Annotated in this window: 17 protein-coding genes and 1 tRNA gene; 4 read left to right on the plus strand and 14 right to left on the minus strand. The window is 64.8% G+C overall.

What is annotated here, in order from left to right:
* Positions 1–113: 113 nt before the first annotated feature.
* From A7A08_RS06655 to A7A08_RS06670, 4 genes are all read left to right on the plus strand, one after another.
* Positions 114–1,004 (plus strand): cation diffusion facilitator family transporter, encoded by an 891-nt coding sequence (locus tag A7A08_RS06655; RefSeq protein ID WP_069094744.1) that lies wholly within the window; start codon positions 114–116, stop codon positions 1,002–1,004.
* Between the two features lie 166 nt (positions 1,005–1,170).
* Positions 1,171–1,247, plus strand: a tRNA-Met gene (locus tag A7A08_RS06660).
* Positions 1,248–1,397: 150 nt separating this feature from the next.
* The gene (locus A7A08_RS06665; protein ID WP_069094745.1) at positions 1,398–2,621 is read left to right on the plus strand and encodes a cytochrome P450; all 1,224 of its coding nucleotides are present in this window, start codon (positions 1,398–1,400) and stop codon (positions 2,619–2,621) included.
* Between the two features lie 278 nt (positions 2,622–2,899).
* Positions 2,900–3,916 (plus strand): AraC family transcriptional regulator, encoded by a 1,017-nt coding sequence (locus A7A08_RS06670; protein WP_069094746.1) that lies wholly within the window; start codon positions 2,900–2,902, stop codon positions 3,914–3,916.
* Positions 3,917–3,969: 53 nt separating this feature from the next.
* Here A7A08_RS06670 and A7A08_RS06675 read toward each other — a convergent pair whose 3' ends face one another.
* From A7A08_RS06675 to A7A08_RS06735, 14 genes are read right to left on the minus strand one after another with little or no spacing between them, the layout of a single operon-like run.
* A complete protein-coding gene (locus tag A7A08_RS06675; RefSeq protein WP_069094747.1) occupies positions 3,970–4,695 on the minus strand; it encodes an SDR family NAD(P)-dependent oxidoreductase in 726 nt (241 codons plus the stop codon).
* A gap of 13 nt (positions 4,696–4,708) precedes the next feature.
* On the minus strand, positions 4,709–4,870 hold the full coding sequence (locus A7A08_RS16185; RefSeq protein ID WP_169822946.1) for a hypothetical protein: 162 nt from the start codon (positions 4,868–4,870) through the stop codon (positions 4,709–4,711).
* Positions 4,846–6,327 (minus strand): acyl-CoA dehydrogenase family protein, encoded by a 1,482-nt coding sequence (locus A7A08_RS06680; RefSeq protein WP_069094748.1) that lies wholly within the window; start codon positions 6,325–6,327, stop codon positions 4,846–4,848. The genes A7A08_RS16185 and A7A08_RS06680 overlap by 25 nt, the downstream gene beginning before the upstream one ends.
* A 10-nt stretch (positions 6,328–6,337) precedes the next feature.
* Entirely contained in the window at positions 6,338–6,793 is a 456-nt protein-coding gene (locus A7A08_RS16190) for a 4'-phosphopantetheinyl transferase superfamily protein (RefSeq protein WP_169822947.1), read from the minus strand.
* Positions 6,742–7,074, minus strand: coding sequence for a 4'-phosphopantetheinyl transferase family protein (locus A7A08_RS16195; protein WP_069094750.1), 333 nt, complete (start codon positions 7,072–7,074; stop codon positions 6,742–6,744). The genes A7A08_RS16190 and A7A08_RS16195 overlap by 52 nt, the downstream gene beginning before the upstream one ends.
* 15 nt (positions 7,075–7,089) lie before the next feature.
* Entirely contained in the window at positions 7,090–7,887 is a 798-nt protein-coding gene (locus tag A7A08_RS06695; RefSeq protein ID WP_069094751.1) for a thioesterase II family protein, read from the minus strand.
* Positions 7,887–9,674, minus strand: coding sequence for a fatty acyl-AMP ligase (locus A7A08_RS06700; protein ID WP_069094752.1), 1,788 nt, complete (start codon positions 9,672–9,674; stop codon positions 7,887–7,889). Before A7A08_RS06700 ends, A7A08_RS06695 begins: the two co-directional genes overlap by 1 nt.
* A 42-nt stretch (positions 9,675–9,716) precedes the next feature.
* A complete protein-coding gene (locus tag A7A08_RS16200; protein WP_169822948.1) occupies positions 9,717–9,977 on the minus strand; it encodes an acyl carrier protein in 261 nt (86 codons plus the stop codon).
* A complete protein-coding gene (gene fabD, locus A7A08_RS06710; RefSeq protein WP_069094754.1) occupies positions 9,970–11,391 on the minus strand; it encodes an ACP S-malonyltransferase in 1,422 nt (473 codons plus the stop codon). Before fabD ends, A7A08_RS16200 begins: the two co-directional genes overlap by 8 nt.
* Positions 11,388–13,118, minus strand: a complete 1,731-nt coding sequence (locus A7A08_RS06715; RefSeq protein WP_069094755.1) for a ketoacyl-synthetase C-terminal extension domain-containing protein — start codon at positions 13,116–13,118, stop codon at positions 11,388–11,390. The genes fabD and A7A08_RS06715 overlap by 4 nt, the downstream gene beginning before the upstream one ends.
* Entirely contained in the window at positions 13,115–14,224 is a 1,110-nt protein-coding gene (locus tag A7A08_RS06720) for a beta-ketoacyl [acyl carrier protein] synthase domain-containing protein (protein ID WP_069094756.1), read from the minus strand. The genes A7A08_RS06715 and A7A08_RS06720 overlap by 4 nt, the downstream gene beginning before the upstream one ends.
* A gap of 20 nt (positions 14,225–14,244) precedes the next feature.
* On the minus strand, positions 14,245–15,909 hold the full coding sequence (locus tag A7A08_RS06725) for a flavin-containing monooxygenase (RefSeq protein ID WP_069094757.1): 1,665 nt from the start codon (positions 15,907–15,909) through the stop codon (positions 14,245–14,247).
* On the minus strand, positions 15,822–19,394 hold the full coding sequence (locus A7A08_RS06730) for an alpha/beta fold hydrolase (RefSeq protein ID WP_069094758.1): 3,573 nt from the start codon (positions 19,392–19,394) through the stop codon (positions 15,822–15,824). The genes A7A08_RS06725 and A7A08_RS06730 overlap by 88 nt, the downstream gene beginning before the upstream one ends.
* A gap of 21 nt (positions 19,395–19,415) precedes the next feature.
* The gene (locus tag A7A08_RS06735) at positions 19,416–20,762 is read right to left on the minus strand and encodes a flavin-containing monooxygenase (protein ID WP_069094759.1); all 1,347 of its coding nucleotides are present in this window, start codon (positions 20,760–20,762) and stop codon (positions 19,416–19,418) included.
* Positions 20,763–20,811 lie beyond the last annotated feature (49 nt).

The raw sequence follows: 20,811 nt of genomic DNA on the forward strand, positions 1-20,811 counted from the left end.
GGCTGCCGGCTAATGCCAATTGTTTGCATTGAAAAAGATAGCTCTTGCCCCGGACGGACGCAGCTTCTTAGGTGCGCCCTGAATTCACAGCGACACCTGCTATTCGATTTTCCATGCTCTCGGCGACCAAACTCGCGCTCGGCAGTATTGCCGTCAGCCTCCTCGTTCTCGGCCTGAAATATTGGGCCTATGTGCTGACAGGCAGCGTCGGTCTCTACTCCGACGCCTTGGAGAGCATCGTCAACGTCGCAACGGCGATCACCTCCTATATGGCGGTGAGGCTGAGCGCCAAGCCGCCGGACGCCAACCATCCCTACGGGCACGACAAGGCCGAGTATCTCTCGGCCGTTCTGGTTGGCGTACTGATCGTACTCGCGGCGCTCTCCATCCTTCATGAAGCCTATTACGACCTGCAGAATCCCAAGCTGCTGTCGGCGCCCCTCCAGGGGCTGTCGGTGAACGGCCTGGCGACCCTCTTCAACGCGGCATGGTGCTTCATGCTGATCCGGTTCGGCCGGTCGATGCGCTCAACGGCCCTGGAATCGGACGGCAAGCACCTGATGACCGACGTGGTGACCTCGGTCGGAGTGCTGCTCGGCGTCGCCGCGGCCATGGCGACCGGCTGGGCCATCCTCGATCCCGCGGTCGCCGTTCTGGTGGCGCTGAACATTCTTTGGATGGGTTGGGACGTGATGCGGAAATCCATCGGAGGGCTGATGGACGAAGCTGTGCCCGAGGAGGATATGGACCGCATCCGGGAAACCATCTCCAGCAATGCGGAGGGGGCGATCGAAGCCCATGACGTGCGCACACGCAGGGCGGGGCGCATGACCTTCATCGACTTCCATCTCGTGGTGCCCGGGGAGATGAGCGTCGAGGAGTCTCACGACATTTGCGATCGCATCGAAGACGCTCTGAAAAGGGCGGTGAAGGGCGCAAAAGTGACCATCCATGTGGAGCCGGAGGCAAAGGCCAAGCACCCCGGCGGGGTGCCCGTCGTCTGAATCGTCAATGAACCGTCACAGGGGTTGATCGGCGGGCGAGAAGGGACTACATGTCTTGGCCAACGGGCCGGTTCTTGCGGATTTCTTCCGCCCGGCGAAGCGCCCTTCCGCTTCCTCGAGCCTCAAGGCTCTGGCCGTTTTCTCCGAGAGAGATCGAATATCTTGGCGCGGGGTGGAGCAGCCCGGTAGCTCGTCAGGCTCATAACCTGAAGGTCGCAGGTTCAAATCCTGCCCCCGCAACCAATTTCTTCCAAAAGACTAGCCGCTCAAAATCTTGCCGAGAGGGCCGGAAGGCCCGAAAGCCGCCAAAGCACCATTCTGGCCCGAAATGGCTTGTGCACTTCTCCGCCTTTTACCGAGAGTTGTGTGGAGATGAGTGAGTTGGCGGACACAATGACTCAGGCTGCCCCGATCGCAATCGAAGCGCCGCTGGTCGATCCGGACTGGCTGCTCGCGGATCCTCACACCAGATTTGCCGAGCTGCGGAGAGATCACGCGGTCATCCGGATTAGCGATCAAAGCTACTGGGCTCTTCGTGCAAACGACGTGCTCTCCCTCCTGAAGGACGATCAGACGGTCCAGCTCGAAGGCCGCGATTACGTCGGGTTCCATCAGATCCCGGACGGCGCCATGGCCCGGTTCCTGCGCGACATGGCGCTGTTCTCCAACGGCAAGAATCACCGGGCAAAGCGCGGTCCGTTTGCGCGCACGTTTTCGCATCACGCTATTCTCGGGATGCAGGACCGTATCCGCTCTGTCGCGCGCTCGATCGTTGCCGACCTGCCGCGGGGCGAGAGCTTCGACTTTGTCGAGCGCATGTGCGGCCGGGTGCCGTCGGAGATGATCGCTGCGATCCTGGGACTGCCGGTTTCCGGAGCCGCCTACTTTGCCCCTCGCATCTACGCCATCGCCGACGGGATCGCGTCGATCTATCCGATCGACAAGCACGACCGGATCGAGACGGGGGCAAGTGAGGTCTTCGCCTATGTCGAAGAGGAGATGTCGTCGCGATTGACCGCGCCGAAGGACGACCTGCTTTCGCGACTGGTCGCCGATTGGAATGAGACGCGCACTATCGAGTTCAGCAATCTGGTGCACCAGGTTATCGCGTTCATGCTCGGGGGCAGCGACACGACCCGTGCCGCGTTCGCAATTGCGGTCTCGCTACTGCGCCAGCGCCCGGATGACTGGGCCGCCCTGCGGGCCGACCCGTCGATGATTCCCGGAGCGATCGCCGAAAGCCTCCGCTTCGAACCTTCGGTCGGCCACCTCCCGCGCTTCACCGTGGCGGAAATGCAGATCGGCGAGGCAAGGGTCCCTGCCGGCGTTCCCCTGCAGCTCAGCACCATGTCCGCGATGCGCGATCCGGACCTTTACGACAGGCCGGACGAATTCCTGATACGCCGGACCGATCACCCCCGTCTCCACCTCATATTCGGTCTGGGGCCGCACCGATGTATCGGCGATCTGCTGGCGCGGCTGGAGATGGAAGAGAGCCTCAGGGCTCTCCTGGAGGCGGCGCCCGATCTCGAGATCGATGTCGCCCCTCAGATGATCGGGTTCGGCGGCATCCGGAAGATCACAGAGATGAGGGTCCACATTCCCTCGTCAATGTGAGGCGAAACGATCGCTCGGCACGGACACGGTCATCCTGCCGTCTCCAAGTCCCACGCCGCAAACCGTGACAGCCCCACTCGAACTCTGAGGCCGGCCGCGCATCGATTGCGTGTACTGAATAATTCTTCTAGCGTTTATTCAAGCCGCAGACCGGGTTCTCGGTTGCAATCGTTGAAAACCACACCAGAATGGGGAAGGCGGTTCACTGTTTCTGCGGCGCAACGTCGGGCCCCTGATCGCGTAATCGCGCGGGGCCTCTATTTGCCGGGAGGTTGTGTATGGAAGTTATCTCCTTCACGCGTGCGAGCACGATCGGACCACTTATCGACTTCGTTGAGCAAGGCGGCGGGATCGCCGAGCGGGTCTTCAAGGCCGCCGAGCTTCCATTGCAGCTTTGCGAGCGCCCACACGCGCTCATCCCATTACGCGACCAATTCAAGCTTGTGGAATACGCCGCGCGGGAGCTCGGTGACGACGCGCTGTCGGCCCGGCTTTCGACCTCGATCGGGGCGGCGGGCCTCGGGCCCTACGGCAAGCAGTTCCTGTCCGCGCCGACGCTCGGAGAGGCCATCGCTCAGGGCAACCGGATCTTCGCCTCGGTGCTGCAGAGCGGCACGGAGATGCGCCTTGTCATCGAGAAGGATCTGGCGCGGTGGTCCTACCGGGTGAAGGACCGCGCAGAGGTCGGGCGGCAGAAGAACGAGGTTTTGGCCCTCGGCTACATGCTGGATCTCCTGCGCCATTTCATGGGCTCGAAATGGGTGCCGCTCCGGGTCGAGCTGAGCGGCGGCAAGCCCGACGGCAAGGCTTTCATCGAGACCCTGTTCCGCTGCGATATCGATACGGGAGAGCTGACCTCAACGATCTTCCCGGCCGAGTTGCTGGAGCTGCAGAATCCGACGAGCCACGGCTCGAAGGAGGTGCAGGCCGACGAGCGGCTGACCCAGCTGGACGCGTTCCGGGACTGCGTCGAGGAGCTTGTGCGGCTGAGCCTGCTTGACGGCCGACCCCAGCGGGCCTGGACCGCGCGCCGTTTCGATATGTCGGTGCGGACTTTTCAGCGCCGGCTGCGGGATTCCGGAACGAGCTTTGCCGAAGTGGCGCGCCACGTGATCGACCAGGAGGCCACGGACCTTCTCAAGAATTCCGGGCTATCGGTCTCCGAAGTGGCTTTCGAGCTCGGATATTCGGATCCGGCCCATTTCACGCGGGCCTTCCAGGCCTGGCACCGGGTCTCGCCGCGGGATTGGCGGGAGCGGCACGGAGTCAAACGGCTCAAGACGTCACCGGTCTGAGCCGAGCATGCCGGAACGCGGTAAAGCCGATCCGTGGCGCGCCGCTCCGAGGCTCAGAGCACCGAGAACTGGCGGATGAGCATGGCTGGATCGGAGCGCCAGACCGCTTCGGCCTGACGCGCCATGTCGTCCGGAAAGATCTCTGGATCCTCGCGCTCTATGCCGGCGATCAGCGCCTCGGCGACGCTGCCGGGCGAGGCCTTGCGGACTTCCAGCTCGCTGGACATGTCCGTATCGACGGGGCCTGGGAAGGCTGAGAGCACCCTGATGTTGTCGGCTGCCAGAGACGTCCGCATGGCTTGGGTCGCAGCCCAGGCAGCGGCCTTGGATGTCGCGTAGATACCGAGATCGGGCGCGCTGGCGAGGGACGATACCGACAACATGTTCAGGATCACGCCCCCGCCATTGCGGGCGATCACCGGGGCAAAGAGACGGGTGACCTCGATCAAGCCAAAGCAGTTCGTCGCCATCTCGCCGCGGATGGCCTCGGGTGGCGCGGCGAGCAGCGCGCCGCCGGAAAGGCTCCCGGCATTGTTGATCAGGAGGGTCACGTCGTTGGCGAGGGCGGCGACGTCTTCGATGCTCTCCCCGTCGGAGAGGTCTAGGCGTAGCGCCGAGAACTGAGCCGGCGGCGGCAGCTCTCCCGGGGGGAAGCTCTCCGGGTTTCGCGCCGTTCCGTAGATGTGGCGCGCGCCTCCTTCGGCCAGAGCTTGAACCAAGGCGAGGCCGATGCCGCGATTGGCGCCGGTGACGAGTGCGATAGCGCCTTCGATCTGCATGGGAAGCCTCCAGCTACCAGGTCAGGGTCACGTCTTGGGGGGCGTCTTTTTGGGGGGCGTCTTTCCGGAGATAGGGATCGAGGCGCCATTCCTCGGCAGGCATGGTCTGCTCGATGTCGCCGATATCGCGCTCCAAAGCTTCCACGAGGCTCAGAGCTTCGTCGGAGGCAAGCACGTGACGGGTGTCCCATTCGGTCGCGCGGGCGGCCTCGATGGCGGACTCGAATGCCGCCTGGGCCCATGTGACCGTCCAGCGCTGACCATCCCGTCGTGCCGTTTTGCGCGCAACGCCCAAGAGGATTGCGGCCGCGACGGCCTCCCCGAGACGGGAGTTCGAAAGATCGCGGGCTTGGCGCCCGGGATACGACTTGGCGAGGCTCCGCCGAACCCCTTCAACTGGTCGCGCAGGGCCGTCAGGCGGTCGGCGATATCGTTCGCATCCAAGGCCCCAGCGAGATGGCTGCGCAGGCCGGCATCATCCAGCATGAGCCGAGAGCCGAGATGATGCATCAGAGTCTCGGTCGGACCTTCGAAAATGCGGCCCACACGTGCATCCCGCATGATCTGGGTGAGGATGTTGGTTTCCACGAAGCCCCGGCCGCCCAGCATCTGGATGGCCCAGTCCGCCGTCTGCCAGAGGAACTCCGAGCCGGACGCCTTGGCGACGACGAGGAGCTCTTCCGGCGGCGTCTCGCCGGCATCGAGGAGGTCGCAGATATGCGCAACCAAGGCTTCGAGGGTCGCCGTACGGGCGAGGGTCTCGCTGATGCGCTGCCGCGAGATCGGATTGTCGATGAGACGTCCGGAGCAGATTCCGGCGCGGCGCCCGGCATAGCGCGTCATGAGCTGCAGGCAGCGCTTCATGCCGCCGACGAATAGGGCGCCGAGGGCTAGCCGAGTGGTCATCATGGCGGCGTGGCCGACGGCCATGCCCGCGCCGAGCTCGCCGAGATAATGACTTTCGGGAATTTCCAGATCGTCGAAGCGGATCATGTTCTGGACCATGCCGCGCATGCCCATGGTCAGGATTTCAGGTCCCATGACGAAGCCGGGCGCATCCGCGGACACGATCGCGGCGCAGGTGCCGCAAGGTTTGCCTGCCTCGTCGGTCAGTCGCGCGACGACATTCACGATCCCGGCCCAGCCGACGTTGCCGATCCACATCTTGGTGCCGTTCAGGCGGAGGACTCCATCCCCACATTTCTGGGCTGTAGCCTCGATCCCAGCCGGATTGGATCCCGCTGCGGGCTCGGTGAGCGCGAAGCCACCGATGACGCGGCCCGCGGCGAGCTGGGGCAGCAGTTCGCTGCGGAGCGGCTCGGCGGCGGAGAGCATCACCGGGCGCACGCCTAAGAAGTTATGGACGATGACGAAGGCGGCGAGATTGACGTCGAGAGCGGCGAGCTGCTCCAGCACCTTCGCGGTCGAACGGTGGGACAAGCCAAGTCCGCCTTCGGCTCGCGGGACCTGGAGGCCAAGCAGTCCAACATTGCCGAAGTCCAGCACGATGTTGGGCGGAATCGAACGCCGCGTGTCGATCAGCAGGGAGTTCACGCGCCGGCTGCCGTAATCGCGGATCCACTGTAGGAGCGCAGTGCAGCGGGACTGTTCGATGGGTTCGACATAATTCATTTGCGACACCTCACGCGGTTGCACGCTGCGGCTCGGCGGCAGCGAACGCGCCGACGAATTCAAAGCCGCTCACGGCCAGATCGCCCAGCCGTGTCTGGGAAAGCTCCTCGGCGCCGCGGCACCATTGGGCGCCGGGCCAGCCCGTGGCGCACATGGCGATGGCATGGTCGGGAGAGTTCCGCCGCCAGATATTCACCTTGCGAAGATGGCCGAACTCATCGTTCCGCCATTCGATCTCGCGCTTTGTGCAGAGCTCGCCGAAAGGTTCGGCGAGGCCGAGGCCGCTGACCTTCGAGTAGGCCTCCTTCAGAACCCAACGGTTGATGAAGGCGGTGTAGGGATCGCTCGCTCGTTCGATCTCGCGCTGCTCGTCGGCGGTCATGCTCCTCAGCAGAGCCGATGCGAGCGGCCGGTTCAGCCGATGGGTTTCGATATCGATCCCGCACGGGCCAAAGGTGGAGAGCACGATGCGCAGATGCCCCGGGAATGGCTGAGATTGAAATTGAGGGGACCGTCCAGCAGCACCGGCTTGCCGCGAGACAGCCTCGCGAAACGCAGGCGCCTCGGGTCGCGGGCGCCGAGCAGGTTGGCGATGGTGAGCCGCTTCAAGGCATGGGCGACGATATACTGGTCGCGCACATCCGGAATGCGGATGCTGGTGCAGCGGGTACGCTCTTCGTCGCTGAGGACGGATTGGAGACCGTCGAGGTCCTGGCCTTGGGTCGCTGCAATCCAGACTTCCAGCATGGCTCAGGTCTCCGGTTAGCTTGCCGCACGTATGGGTTCGCGCACCGGCGCCAAGCCGTGATCCTCGACGGCCTGCATGACGGCGTTGGGCGTGCGCATGGGCGAGAAGTGACCCTTACCCTGCATCTGCAGGCGGAAGCCCGCAGGCGCGACGGACCGCCATTCGAGGAGGCATTCCAGGGGTGCAAAGGGATCGTCGATGGCACCGATCACGTGGATCGGAATGTCGAGAGCCGGACCGGGCTCGTGGCGGTAGTCGTAGATCAGCTGGAGGTCCGCGCGCAGCATTGGGATGGCCCGCTTCATGAGGGGCTTGCTGTCCAGTACGGCGCGCGGCGTACCTTCCAGTGATTCCAGATAGCGCCTGAGATCCCCATCGGAGAGGGCGGGCAGGGTGTGAGTCGAGGTGGGCGAGCCGGGTGCGGCGCGCGACGACACGACAAGCAACTCTGGAAGCGTCTGGCCCCGGCTCTTGAGAGCGCGGGCTGTTTCGTAAGCCAGCAGCGCGCCGAGGCTATGGCCGTAAAAGATGGCCGGCAGATCGCCATAGGGACCCCAGGCCTCGGCGAGCTGTTGCGCGGCCGATCGGATCGACGGGACGAAAGGTGCGTCGCGGCGGCGGCCGCGGCCCGGCAGCTCTGCGGCGAGGAGAGCGTAGTCCTCGGGAAGCAGCTTGGTCCACGGAAAGAACGTCTGTGCGCTGCCGCCTGCATAGTGGAAGCAGACGAGGCGGCAGGTTCCGCCGGGGTTGACCCCCAGCGGAACGAAGCCCGCCCCGTCATATGCCTCGCTGTTCCCGTCCCGCTGCATCATCAGGCCGCCACGGGTTCGCTGCCGAGAAGCTCCAGATCACCCGACAGGAATAGCTGGCGCATGAGGCCGCGCTGGACCTTGCCGCTGGTCGTCTTGCGCAAGGCGTTGGGCGGCAGGAAGACGATCTCGCTCAAGGGCACGCCGTGCTCCTCCGAGACGCAGCGGCGAATCAGGTTCTTCATGTCCTTGAATTCCTGAGGCGTGCTGCGGCGGAAGGAGCGGTCGACCTCCACGGCCGCTACGATCCGCTGGCGCTGCTCGGCGTCGTGATAACCGAATACCGCCGCGCTCTGGTGGCTGAGGGCCGGGGTGCTCTCGGCGATCGTGTACTCGATGTCCTCGGGATGGAGGTTGCGCCCATCCCAGATGATGACGTCCTTCAGTCGCCCGCAGATATAGAGCTGAAGGTCATCGGCGTGGATGAAGCCCATATCGCCGGTGCGCAAATAGGTCTTGCCGGGCTCGCCGTCGATCATGGCGCCGAAGGTGGCCTCGGTGGCTTCCGGGTTCTTCCAATAGCCGGCCGCCACGGAATCGCAGTGCAGCCAGATCTCGCCGAGCGCGTCGTGGCCGCGCCTTGCGTGAGTGTCGGGATCGACGATGGCGATCTCGAAGGGGAAGGCCGGCTCGCCGCACCCCACCAGCTCCAACGCATTGCGGGGATGAGAGGGCGACCTGATCTGTCGATTCGTTTTCAGCTCGTTGGAGTCGACCGTCGCGCGTGATGGCAGGCGGCGGATCGGACCGGCCGTGACCACCAGAGTCGCTTCGGCCAAACCGTAGCAAGGCTGGAAGGTCTCGATGTCGAAGCCGTGCTTTGCATGGAGCTTCGCGAAGCGATCGAGGGTGGTGGCCCGGACCACGTCGGCGCCGTTGGGGGCGAGCTTCCAGCAGGAAAGATCGACGCCTTCCAGCTTGTCGGCGGAATAGCGCTCCACAGCGATGTCGTAGATGAAGTTCGGCCCGCCGGCGAAGGCCGCGCGATAGCGCGAGATGGCTTGCAGCCAGATGGAGGGCTGACGGACCACGGTGTTCGGCCCCATGAGCACGGAGTGATTGCCGAGCACGATGGGCAGGAGCTGCCCCATGATCAGGCCCATGTCGTGATGGTGGGGCTGCCAGAACACCATGTCGGTCTCCTCGGTGAGCTGCCAGGTGTCCCGCATCAAGCGCAGGTTCACGGTCAGATTGCCCTGGGTGACCATGACGCCTTTGGGATCGGAGGTGGACCCGGAGGTGTATTGCAGGAAGGCGAGGCGGCCGCCGTCGGAGTGCCACTCGCAATCCTCCGTTTCGGGGAGGCCGTCGGACCGGCCGATATCTTCGGCGCAGATCCATTCGAGATCCTCCGCCGCCGTCCCGTCGAAGGCGCCGTCGGCGTTCTCGATGACCTTCTGGGGCGCGATCGCGCAGATGGCGCCGCTATCCCGGATGATCTTGACGCAGCGGTCGATGCGCCGACGCGAGGGAAGGTTGATGGGAACGGCCGCCATGCCGGCCATGAAGCAGCCGAGGAAGGAGACGATAAAGTCCAGGCCTTGCGGGAAGAAGAGCATGATCCGTTCGCCGGGCTCGTAGCGCTCCTTCAGGGCGTCGGCCACGGCCCGGGCCCGCTGCCAGGTTTCCAGATAGGTGAGTGTGTCGGTCTCCTCGCCTTGCTCGTTGAGAAAGGTGTAGAGGCGCTTGTCCGGGTGGAGCCAGGCGCGCAGTGCGAGAGAGCCATGCACCGGCAATTCGCCGAGAATGCTCAGGGTTTCGGGACGGGTCAGCTGAGATTTCTGGAACATGACGATCCTCGCTTTCTTCAAGATCTCGTCCGGCCGCGAGGGCTAGGACGCTTCAGCCATGCTGAGCTTCTGGAGTTCGCCGGAGAGGCTGGCGATGGTCGGGAATTCGAAGACGATGATCTCGGTGAGACCCAGGTTCAGGTCCTTGTCGAGGACGCCGACGAGCTTGCTGGCGGCGACGGACTCCAGGCCGTATGTGCCGAGATTGGTCTCGACGTCGATATCGTCCGGCGGAATGCCGAGCTCGTCGGAAATGAAGTGGATGATCCGGTTCTGGATCTCGAGTTCTGACATCTCAGCCATCTTGTCTCTCCATATGTTCGATGGTTGGGGTGGCTTGCCGGAATGTGCTCTGCGGTGCGCAGGGGAGGATCCCGGGAAAGAAAATCTCGCCCGCCACGAGGCGGATGAGACGGCGGCGGGAGCGCGTCTGGCGCTCGGCTTCAGCCTCGGCCGCGAGGTGTTGGAGGCGCTCGCTGTAGGGCGCCGGGAGGCGGCTCGCGATCGCGGCGATACGTTCGGGCGATACGGTGTCGCTGCCATAGCAGCGCTGCAGGGCACGGGCGGCAGCGGCGAAGACGGGATGGCTGACGAAGCTATGCGAGGTCGTTGCGAATTCGGGGAAGCTCCAGTCCGGCAGCGGTTCGAATTGCCCGCTTCCGTTCAGAAGTTTCCGACGCGTCTGCTCATCCAGCCCGCGATGGCGCGCCAGCTCCGCGCGAAGGGATAGTGGAGCGGCCGGCTCCGGCGTGGCTTCGTTAGATACTTGCGCTTTGGGCGGATGGGCAGATTCGCCGACGGGTGCTGTCAGCGCGGGCGCCGGCTGCGATGATGGTTCGGCGGCAGGTGCGGGAAGAGGTGAGGCGGTCGCGCTGCCTTCGACGTGGCGCCGGACCACGCTCACCATGGGCATTAGGATCGGCGGCGCGCCGAGTTCCACGAAATCCGTCACGCCCGCCTTCAGCATTGTTTCGATGGACTGAGCCCACCGCACGGGGCTGGCGATCTGCTCGACGAGCCGGTCGCGAATCTCCGAGCGGGTGTGCGGCGTGCCGGTGACATTGGAGAGCACATCCACGCGCGGTGCGGCGAAGGTGATGTCTGAGAGGAATTTGGCGTAGCGCTCGGCGGCGGGCCGCATCTCGCTCGTGTGAAAGGCGCCGCTCACCCGGAGCGGAACGGCCCGAATGCCGCGTCTCCGGCAGGCTTCGAGGAGGCGCTGTAGAGCGCCCTTCCGGCCGCCAACGACCACCTGTTCGGGGGTGTTGATATTGGCGATCTCGACGCCCGCGAGACCGTCCTCGGCGAGAAGCTGTTCGATGACCTCGATGGAATATCCGATGACGGCTACCAGCCCCCCGCCGGGGATTTCTCCCATCAGACGGCCACGCTCCTGCACCATGCGTAGCCCGTCGGCGAAGCTGAAGGCTCCCGCAGCATAGAGCGCGACGTACTCGCCGAGACTATGGCCCGCCATCATGCGCGGCGGTTCGCCGGCTTCTTCAGCACGAGAGCGGAGCGCCGCCACCACATAGACGGCAGGCTGGGTGATCTCGGTGCGGTCGAGCTTACCGCCGGGATTGTTCAGGCAGATGTCTCGAATGCTATAGCCCAGCACCTTATCGGCTTCCGCCGCCATTTCGGGGAAGCGGTCGAAAAGATCCGCGCCCATGCCGGTACGCTGGCTGCCCTGGCCGGGGAAGAGGAACGCTCTCATGAGGCGAGCGCCTCCTCGCGCGGTTGTTGTCCGGAGGGCGCCGCAGCTGCGGGCTTCACGGTGAGGTTCTCGATCCAGAGGATCGGTGGGGCCGTTCCGTCTCCGGCGAGAAAATCGAAGCTGCCGCCCTGTGTTCGGCGAATTTCGATCTGCGCCAGGGACGCCTTCCGCCGAGGTTCGAATCCGACGGCGTCGGCGCGGTAGAGTGCAGAGAGGGCAGGTGCATCGGGTTCGGCGATCCAACCCTCAGCGCCGAAGAGGGGGCCGAAGATCGCCGCCCAGAAGGGCGCGCTCCGCTCCGCTTCGGCAATCGGGCCCAGGGTTACGCGCGAGCCCGCAGTTCCTCCGCCGAAGTGCGGCGCCGAAAGATTCGCAGCGATCTCGGCCTGGAGCAGGACCTTGGCGGTACCAAGCTGGTGCAGGCATTGCGCCATGGTCAGGCCGCCGCTGGCAATGCCGACGGCCTTCAGGTGCCGGAGATCGATGTCTTGGGGGGCGCCGAAAACGAGATTCCGCAGTGTGATAGTGGCGCCGTTCGATTGTTTCGCCAGGTGATCCAGCAGGTAGGCGAGCGCGACCGCGGAGCTTGGAAAGCGTCGCACAAGCGCTTCAGGCGTGACGGGGTCGGCGCTCGCGGGCCGAGGTTTCTCGGCTGGTGTCGCCAGCGGCGTGATCGGAGCGGCCGCCTTCTCCGGAGCCGTCTCGGGTTCTGCGGTCTTGGGGGATTCGAACCAGTGGCGGGTGAGGGCGAAGGGATAAGAGGGAAGCGGGATCTTCCTCGGGCGCGGTCCGCCATGGAGATCCATCCAATCGAGCTTTGCCGTTCGAACGGCGACCCAGTATCGCGCCCAAGCTGCGAGCTCTTCCACCGTCGCGGGGGCGTCGGGTGATGAGGGCGCTTCGGGGGCGTTTTCGATGGGGCGGCGGACGCTGCCGGAGAACAGGCCGTCGGCCGTCGCTTCCGGCTCGGCCAGAAACTGCTCCAACTGCTGCTTCAGCTCCTGCTTGCTGCGCGCGACGATCGCCAGGCGCTCGGCCATGGCGTCGCGGCCCTCGGTCAGAGAGAAGCCGATCTGGACGAGGCTGGCATCGCGGACGGCTCGATCTGGGATCGCGACGCCGGAGAGCAGGCGCTCGCCACTGTCCCTATGGGACGGCGCAATGCACGTCAGTTCGCCGATGCAGGCGGAGAGTTCGCCGAGGGTCACGCAATCGCGGACATCATCCAGTGCGAGATCGATTCCGCGTTTGCGGCCGATCCGCTTCAGGACGGCGGCGAGGTCACTGACTTCGAGGCGTAGAGCGCGAAGCGGCATAGGGCCGGCCGTCTCTGGAAGTCGGCCGAGACCGAGCTCCGCCGACAGCTCGGGGATCGGGAGAGCCTGCGGTGCATCGTCCCTGCCGCCGACCGAGAGATAGGCTAGAAGCTGCTCGGTGCGGGCGATGAGGGCCGGGCGGGTACGAGCGGACAGGGGTATTAGGCAAGGGCGATCTTCGTCCTCCCCGGGCGCTGGATTAGCATAGCTCTCCAGCACCGCATGAGCGTTGGCGCCACCGAATCCAAAGGAACTGATCCCGGCGGCGAGGCGCGCTTCGGGGTCGAGCGACACTGGCTCGTCGGGCACGAAGAAGGGCGTGCCGGCAAGATCGATCTTCGGGTTGAGATACTGGAAATGGAGGTTTGCCGGGATCTGGCGATGGTTCAGGGCGAGCAGCGCTTTGATCACGCCGCTACGCCCGCGGCCCCTTCGAGATGGCCGATCTGGGTCTTGAGGGCGCCGAGGGCAGTTCGCTTGCCGTCGGTATCGTCCCGGCTCCCGAGGGCACGTTTCAGGCCCTGCACCTCAATGGGATCGCCGAGGGGCGTGCCCGTGCCATGGGTCTCCAGAAGAACGGCGTCGGCGAGGTCGAGACCCGCCTTGTCCCAGGCCGTCCGGACCAGCTCGCTTTGGGCGCCGACGTTGGGAGCTGTAAAGCTGTGGGCCTTGCCGCCGTGATTGACCGCGCTGCCGCGGATCACGCCGTAGATGAAGTCGCCCGCGGCTTCGGCGTCTTGGAGTGGACGCAGCACGACGACACCGACGCCTTCGCCGCGGACATAGCCGTTGGCGCCTGCGTCGAAGGTTCGGCACTGGCCCGACGGGCTCAGCATGCCCGCCTGTCCGAAGGCCACGAAGAGCTCCGGTCCGAGCAGCAGGTTCACGCCGCCGGCGAGGGCGATCTCGCTCTCGCCCAGCTGCAGGCTCTGGATGGCGCGGTGGATGGCGATGAGGGAACCGGAGCAGGCGGTGTCGACGGTTTCGCTGGGGCCGCGCAAGTCCAGGGCGAAGGACACCCGGTTGGCGATGGATGTCGGTGTGATCCCGGTGCCGCGATAGACGTCGTAAGGCGCACCGGCAAGGCGCATCTCCGTGGGATAGTCGGCAAAGCCGATGCCCGCGAAGACCGAGACCGCACGGCCCGCGAGGCTCTTGGGCGCGAGGCCTGCATCTTCCAGCGCCGCGAAGCTCGCCTGCAGGAAGAGGCGCTGCTGCGGGTCCATGGATTGGGCTTCGCGGGGAAGAATGTCGAAGAAGGCGGCGTCGAAGCGGTCGACGTAAGGGGCGAAGGCCCCGGAATTGGCGCGGCTGCGGGCAGCGCCCTCCTCGGCCTCACCATAGAAGTCGCGCCAGTTCCAGCGGTCGGCCGGCACTTTCGTGACGGGATCGTGGCGCCGGCACAGATTCGACCAGAACGCGCGGATGTCGGGCGCGCCCGGGAAGCGGCCGCTCAGGCCGACGACCGCTACCGGGAACGCGTTCCGCGCTGCTTCTGTCTTGTCTTCGGATTCCATGCCGGCCACCGGTTCCCTCGCTACTCGGCCGCGGTGACGAGGCGATGCTCGTTGGCCTGTTGGGTCGAGATGACGTCGTCGCCGACGGGGAAGTCGCCCGGCTTGTCGCCGCTCTTGATGCGGCGCTCGCCGCGCTTCTGCTCCTTGCGAAGCTCGCGGATATAGGTGTCGCCGTGGAGGTAGTAGTTGTTGCGCAAGGTGTGCATGAACTCGCGCTCCACCTGCTTTCGCTCGGCTTCGATATCCGCCTCCATGGCGTCCTCGTCGGGGAGCGAATACTCGCCGGCGAAATAGGATGCGATCAGCTTCGCCTGGGTCTCCATGACGTCGAGGAAGCCCCAGCGGATGGCCTGGAACATGCCGACGAAGGCGAGGTTCGGCGTGTCCGGCTTGAACAGCCGCTTGAAGAGCGGAATCTTGTTCTCCCTGACCTCGAAGAAGTCCTTCTCAAAGAAGGGCAGGGTCGTGTGATAGCCGGTCGAATAGATGATCGCGTCGACCTCGATGGTGCTGTCGTCGGCCAGGGTGACGGTGTTGCCTTCGATGGACTTCACCTCGGGCACCAGCTTGATCTTGCCGTCGCCGATACGGTTGGCGAGTGACTCGGTCACCGTCGGCAAGCAAGTCATCATGAGGTGGTCGGGCTTCGGCATGCCGATGCCGCGATGATTGCCGAGCAGGTGATAGACGCCCGTGAAGTAGAGCGCGTAGAGCTTGCCCGGCAGCATCTTCTTGAACCACCAGCTCAGGGTGGGGCCGAGGAACTTGTCGACCCGCATGCCGAACATGTAGTGGGGCAGCAGATACACGCCCCGGCGCAGGCTGATATAGGTCTGCTTGGTGTCGAAGCTGACATCGACCGCGATCTGAGCGCCGGAATTGCCGATGCCGACGATCATCACGTTCTTGTCGCGATATTCGTGGCGATAGCGATAGTGCTGGGAGTGGATCGCCGGGCCGTCGAAGTCGATCTTGTCGGCGTAGTCCGGAAAGTTCGGCGTGTTGTGATGGCCGTTGGCGACGATCACCGCGTCGTAATAGCGGGTCTCGCCTGAGCCGAGGACGACCCGCCATTTGCCGTCGTCCAGACGCTTCGCCTCGGACACCTCGTTCCCGAGATGGAAGCTGCCGCGCATGTCGAGATGGTCGACATAGCTCTCCAGATAGGCCTGGACCTGATGCCATTGAGGAAAGTCGGGATAGTTCTCCGGCATTGGGAAGTCGGAATACTGGTACCAGCCGCTCGGCGTGTTCATGTTCAGCCCGTGCCAGACGGACGTGTTCTCCAGCTTCTCGTCGAAGGCCCAAATGCCGCCGATCTTCTCGCGCTTGTCGAAGCAGTCGAAGGGGATGCCCTTCTTCTTCAGCGCGCCGGCCATGGAGATGCCGCCGACGCCGGCACCGATGATGCAGATGCTCGGCAGGCCCTTCGACCCTTTCAGAGGAGCGATGCCGCTCCCGGCTCCAACTTTCGTCTCGGTCGCTTCCATCTTGGTGGTCCTCCGCTGTTCAGGGCCGATTTGGCCCAGTAGGAACTCGGCTGTTCTGTCGTCGCCGAGGGTTCGGTTGTAGGCGGCGCAATCGGTGACGATCCCCGTCACGCCGGCTTCGAGGCGGCGGCGCAGATTGGCGACCATGAGGTCGATCTCCTCGCGCGTGACGGTGAGGGCGGGGACGATGCGCATGGCGGTGTTGTGGATGGGGCAGACGACGACGGCGACACCGCCTTCCGGTCGCGGAGCATGGCGCCCCAGAGCAGGTAGCCGAAGCTGCGCTCGATGAATTCGGAGTAGCCGGAGAGGTCGAACTCGATGGCCAGCAGCAGGCCCTCGCCACGGACCTCCTTCAGAAGCGGATAGCTGTCGGCGAGCTCCCTAAGCCTGTCCTTGAGATAGGCGCCCGACTCGCGGGCTTCGTCGACTTTGCCGCTGCCATAGAGATCGCGGAGAGCGTTCAGGGCGAGATGGGCGGTCAGCGGGAAGGCGGAGCGCTCGCGCAGAGATTCGGCGCGGCGCGGATTTCGTGCCTTTGCCTTCTCGAAGAGATCTTCGCTGGTGAGAACGCCGCCGGCCGGAAAGAAGGAATCGCAGATCGCGGTGCCGATGACGACGATATCGGGGTTGGGGATCGTCTTCTCGCTGTGGAGGAAGGCGCCGGTCCAGAGGTTGGTCTGAGTCTCGTCGACGGCGAGGAGATAGCCGGCGTCTTCGCGGCTCTCGTTGACGATCTCGATCAGCCGTTCGGGCAACGGCCGGATAGCGTTGCCTTCCACCTGATAGGTCTCCATCCAGACGAGGCCGATCTCGCCGGAGCGGAGCGCATCGCGAAGAGCGTCTTCCGCATCGTCCGCGTGCGGATCGATGAAGACGGTGTGGGGATAGAGCGGCTGGAACGGCCGGCGCCAGAGATCGAAGAGCGTGTCCTGGGCGGTGGCGGCGGAGACCATGGAGAAACCCGCGCCGCCGGAGAAGCAGAGCATCTTCTTCCGCGGCGCGGCAGCCATGAGGCCCAGGGTCACGGCGGCTTCGATGGCCGCCGTCTGGCTCGATGCCGGCAGGAGGGTGTCGAAGCCGGTCTTTTCCTTCAGCAACGCTTCCAGCTCGGCCCAGTAATCCTTTTCGGGATCGTGGGACTTCAGGACGTTGTCGATGACGTCCGGCGAATTCAGTCCGCGCGGCGACGTGCCCACATTCAGCAGGCAGTCGACGATCTCCCGGGTTTCCCCGTTGCGCAGGGTGAGCTTGGACCGCATGCCGTGGGCGTCGTGGAACGCGCCGTCATAACCATGCATGCGGGCCACCCGGGCGTAGCCGGCATTGCCGTAGGCGAGATGGGCATCGAATACCGATTGGCGGTCGGTGCCGATGGCCTCGAGCTTTGCTGCGACCTCTTGGTCGCCGGCAAGGGCGGCTGACAGATGCTCGAAGGCGAGGGTTACGGGCAGGCCGTTGGCCGCCATGGGCTGACGGACGTATCCCTCGTTCGGCGTCATGAGCCACGGATTGGACAGGGTAGTTTTCAGGCTGCAGGCCGCCACCGGCGCCTTGAAGCCTGCGATGGTCTCGCCGAAGACAACGAGGTCCGGTTGGGTCTTCAGCTCGGCAATTCGATAGTCGCCGGGGGTCGCATCCTTGTTCTCGGTCTCGACGAGGACGGAGAGGATGCCGGCGTCTTTCACCTCCGAGATGAGCGCATCCATCTCCGCCGCGGGCACGCCGCTATCGGCGGTGAGAACCACGACGATCGGCTCGGGCTCGGACTTCAGGCGGCGGCGGAGGGCATCCGGCGTGGGGATCGAGCTGACGCGCGGCAGGAGAGCTGCGTCGGTGCTCTCGGAAAGCGGGTTGAAATAGTCGGCCCAGCGCTTGCCGCTCTCGAGAACGAGAACCGCGCCGCTGCTTTGCGGGCGTTTGTTGCGGGCGTGGTGCCGGGCCAGGCGCAGAGCTGCATCGAGGGCTTCCTCGATGGACGGCACGAAATAACTGCGGAACGTCGCGGGATCGTCCTTGCCGGTGCGGCAAAGCCGGTCGAGGAGATATGACGCCTTCGCGGTCGCCTCGGGAAGAAGCACGCAGTGGCCTTGGCGACCTTCGCGGATATAGGCCTCGCAGATATCGAGGGTCTGCTGGCGGATAGGCGCGTATGCGATGCCCGCTTCGGTGCCGGTGTTTGCGCCGGCCTCGTCCGGGCGGGATCCGCGTTCCTGCTTTGCGAGGAAGCCGAGCAGCGCGTCGTTGAAGATCTCGTAATGGGTGAAGGGCAGGAGATGGCCGGCGTCGTCGACCTGGATCAGTTCCGCGTTCGGAACGTTCTCGGCGATGATCTCGGAGAAGGAGGCGGGGGTGTATCCATCGCGGCCGCCGGAGAGCACGAGACACGGCACGGAGATATCCTTCAGCCGGTCGCGCAGGTCGAAGCCTTCGATGACGTGAGAGTAGGCCGCCAGCGATCCCATGGGCCAGCCGCGGTTGACCTCCATGAAGCTGGAGCTGGACTGGAGTTCGCTCATGAGCTTCTGGAAGTCCGTGGCGCCTTCGGAAATCGGCGTGGTGACCGTGAGCGCCAGCGATGCGCAGCGCTCGGGATGGGCGAGGCAGAACGCCTGGGCGAGCACGCCGCCGAAGGAGCAACCGACCACCGGGAGCGGATCGTCGATGCCGAGAGCATCGAGGAGGTCGTTCACGTCCTGGACGATGCTGTCGAGGGAGAGGCCGTCATAAAGTTCGACACCGCCGCAGCCCGGCATGTGGAACATGATGAGCCGGTGATGGGCGCCGAGCGGTGCAAGCTGGGGGCGCCACATGGCGGCGTAATGCATTAGGAGGCCGCCGAGCATCAGAACCGGCGGGCCCTCGCCGTACACCGCGCATTCCAGATCGTGCCGGCCTTTGCGCTTGATGGAGATCGTCTGAGCCTGTTCCGCGGTGGTCAGCATCATCTTGAGCTCTGCCGAACTCGGCTGCTTGACCGGCGTGTTCTCGTTCCGCCCGCCGGCTTCCCCGAGATCGCGGACCCCTTCGGCCCAAAGCTGCTCGATGCCGATCAGCCCGTTGTCTTCGGCTTTCGCGGGAACCTTGGGAACAGCGGGTTGGTCCGGTTGCGGCGCCGGAACCGGCTCGGCGGTTTGTGCCCGTGTGGCGGGTGCGGGTTGCTCTGCGGCCGTGGGCTCGGGTGAAGGTTCGGGCTGGGTGGCCGGTGCAGGCTCGGACGCAGCCTCCCGATGTGTCGCGGACTCTTCCACAGGGGGCGGCGATGGTTCGGGTACCTCGTTCTGCAGGTGATCGTAGCGGCCTTTGAGCTCGTCGGCGTGATTCTCCGCGAGATAGCGGCTGAAACCCTGCACGTCGGGAAATTCGAAGAAGACCGTGGGCGGCACGGTGATCTCGAAGCGCTCGGTGAAGCGCGTTCCAAGCTCGGTTGCGGCGATGGAATCGAGTCCGTACTCCAGAAGCGGCGTGGTGCTGGAGAACTCCGCCTCGGGAAGCTTGAGGACGGCAAGCACCAGCTCCTTGAGTTCTGCGGCGATGTGCTCGACGGGATCGAACTCAGCGTGCGACGCGGATGCCGGCTGCTCGACCGTCGCCTCGCCTCCGCGGCGCTCCTGCAGGAGGCGGAGGGCTTCGGCTGCCGAGAGGCGGCGCTGGTCTGGCGATTGCTGGATCTGACTCATATTCGGCTTCCTCGGTGACGATCAGGCCCGCAGCCGGGTGGGCTCGGCGAGCCGGTTGTCCTGGGTGGCGTGGCGTTCGCTGGCGAGCTTGGCGGTGACGAAGTTGACCGAGCGCAGGAACTTCCAGAGGTCGACCTCGTGGCGGTGGCGGTCGGTCTGCATGAAGCGGCCCTGACCTAGGTCGAGGCGCTCGTGGGCCTGGGCGATCTGGCGGACGACGCGGAAGGCTTCGCTTCCCTGCTGCCGGCCGATCACGTAGCTCGCCACGAAGCGGGCCATGGTGTTCACGAGATTTCCGATTCCGGAGGGTGAGTTGAGATAGCCGACGAAAAGGAGGTTATCGAACTCGGCCGGGACCATGCGCAGGAAGGTCTCGGGCAGCTTGCTGTCCCAGTCGTAGATCTTCCGGTCGAGGAAGGAGATATCCACGCGATAGCCTGTGGCCCAGACGATCAGATCGACCCGCTCCTTCGTGCCGTCGGCGAAGGTGACCGTATCGCGTTCGATCTCCTCGATATCCGGCTTCGGATCGATATCGCCGTGGCCGATATGGAAGAGGATCTGGGAGTTCATGATGGGATGGCACGCCTCGATCGGATGATCGGGGGCCGGCAATCCGAAATCCTCGCCGCGGAAGCCGGCCATCTTGAACGTGGTCTCCACGTGCTCCCAATAGGAGGCCGCATCCTTGAACTTCGAGCTCTCGTCCATCAGCCATTCCTGCGTCGGACGGCCGTCGATGAACTTGGGCATGTAGTGGTAGCCGCGCCGCGTCGAATGGAAGACGGCGTCGGCGGTCTTTGTCGCGTCCACGGCGATGTCGCAGCCGGAGTTGCCGCCGCCCACCACGAGCACGCGCTTGCCTGCGAAGGTCGTGGCGGATTTGTATTCGACGGCGTGGATGCTCTCGCAGGTCACGGCCTCGGCGATCTTCGGGGTTATCGGTCTGCCGAGCAGGCCGTTGCAGAGCACGACCACGTCGTAGTCGGCGGTGGAGCCGTCATCGAAGACCAGATGCCAGCCGCCCCGGTCAGGCGTCATCTCGCGAACCCGGGTGTCGAAGCGAGTGTGCTCCTGCAGGTCGTTGGCTTCGGCAAGTTCGGTGAGATAGCGGAAGAACAAGCTGTGCCGCGGATAGGCCGGATAATCCTGCGGCATGGGGTGGTCGGTGAACTGAGTGTTCTTCTTGGAGCTGATCAGATGGGCGGACTCGTACATCTTCGATGCCGGACCGGCGGGCTGCCAGTTGCCGCCGAGCTTGCTGGTCGCTTCGATGATCTCGAAGTCGATACCTGCCTGCTTTAGCTGCCGGGCGACGCCGATTCCGCTCGCGCCACCGCCGATGATTCCAACGCTCTTCCGTGTCATGGCTCTGGGTCTCCGTCCGAGTGCCTCTACCGACTGGAGCAATGTCCGC

The sequence above is a fragment of the Methyloligella halotolerans genome, from assembly GCF_001708935.1.
GTDB classification, from domain to species: Bacteria; Pseudomonadota; Alphaproteobacteria; order Rhizobiales; family Methyloligellaceae; genus Methyloligella; species Methyloligella halotolerans.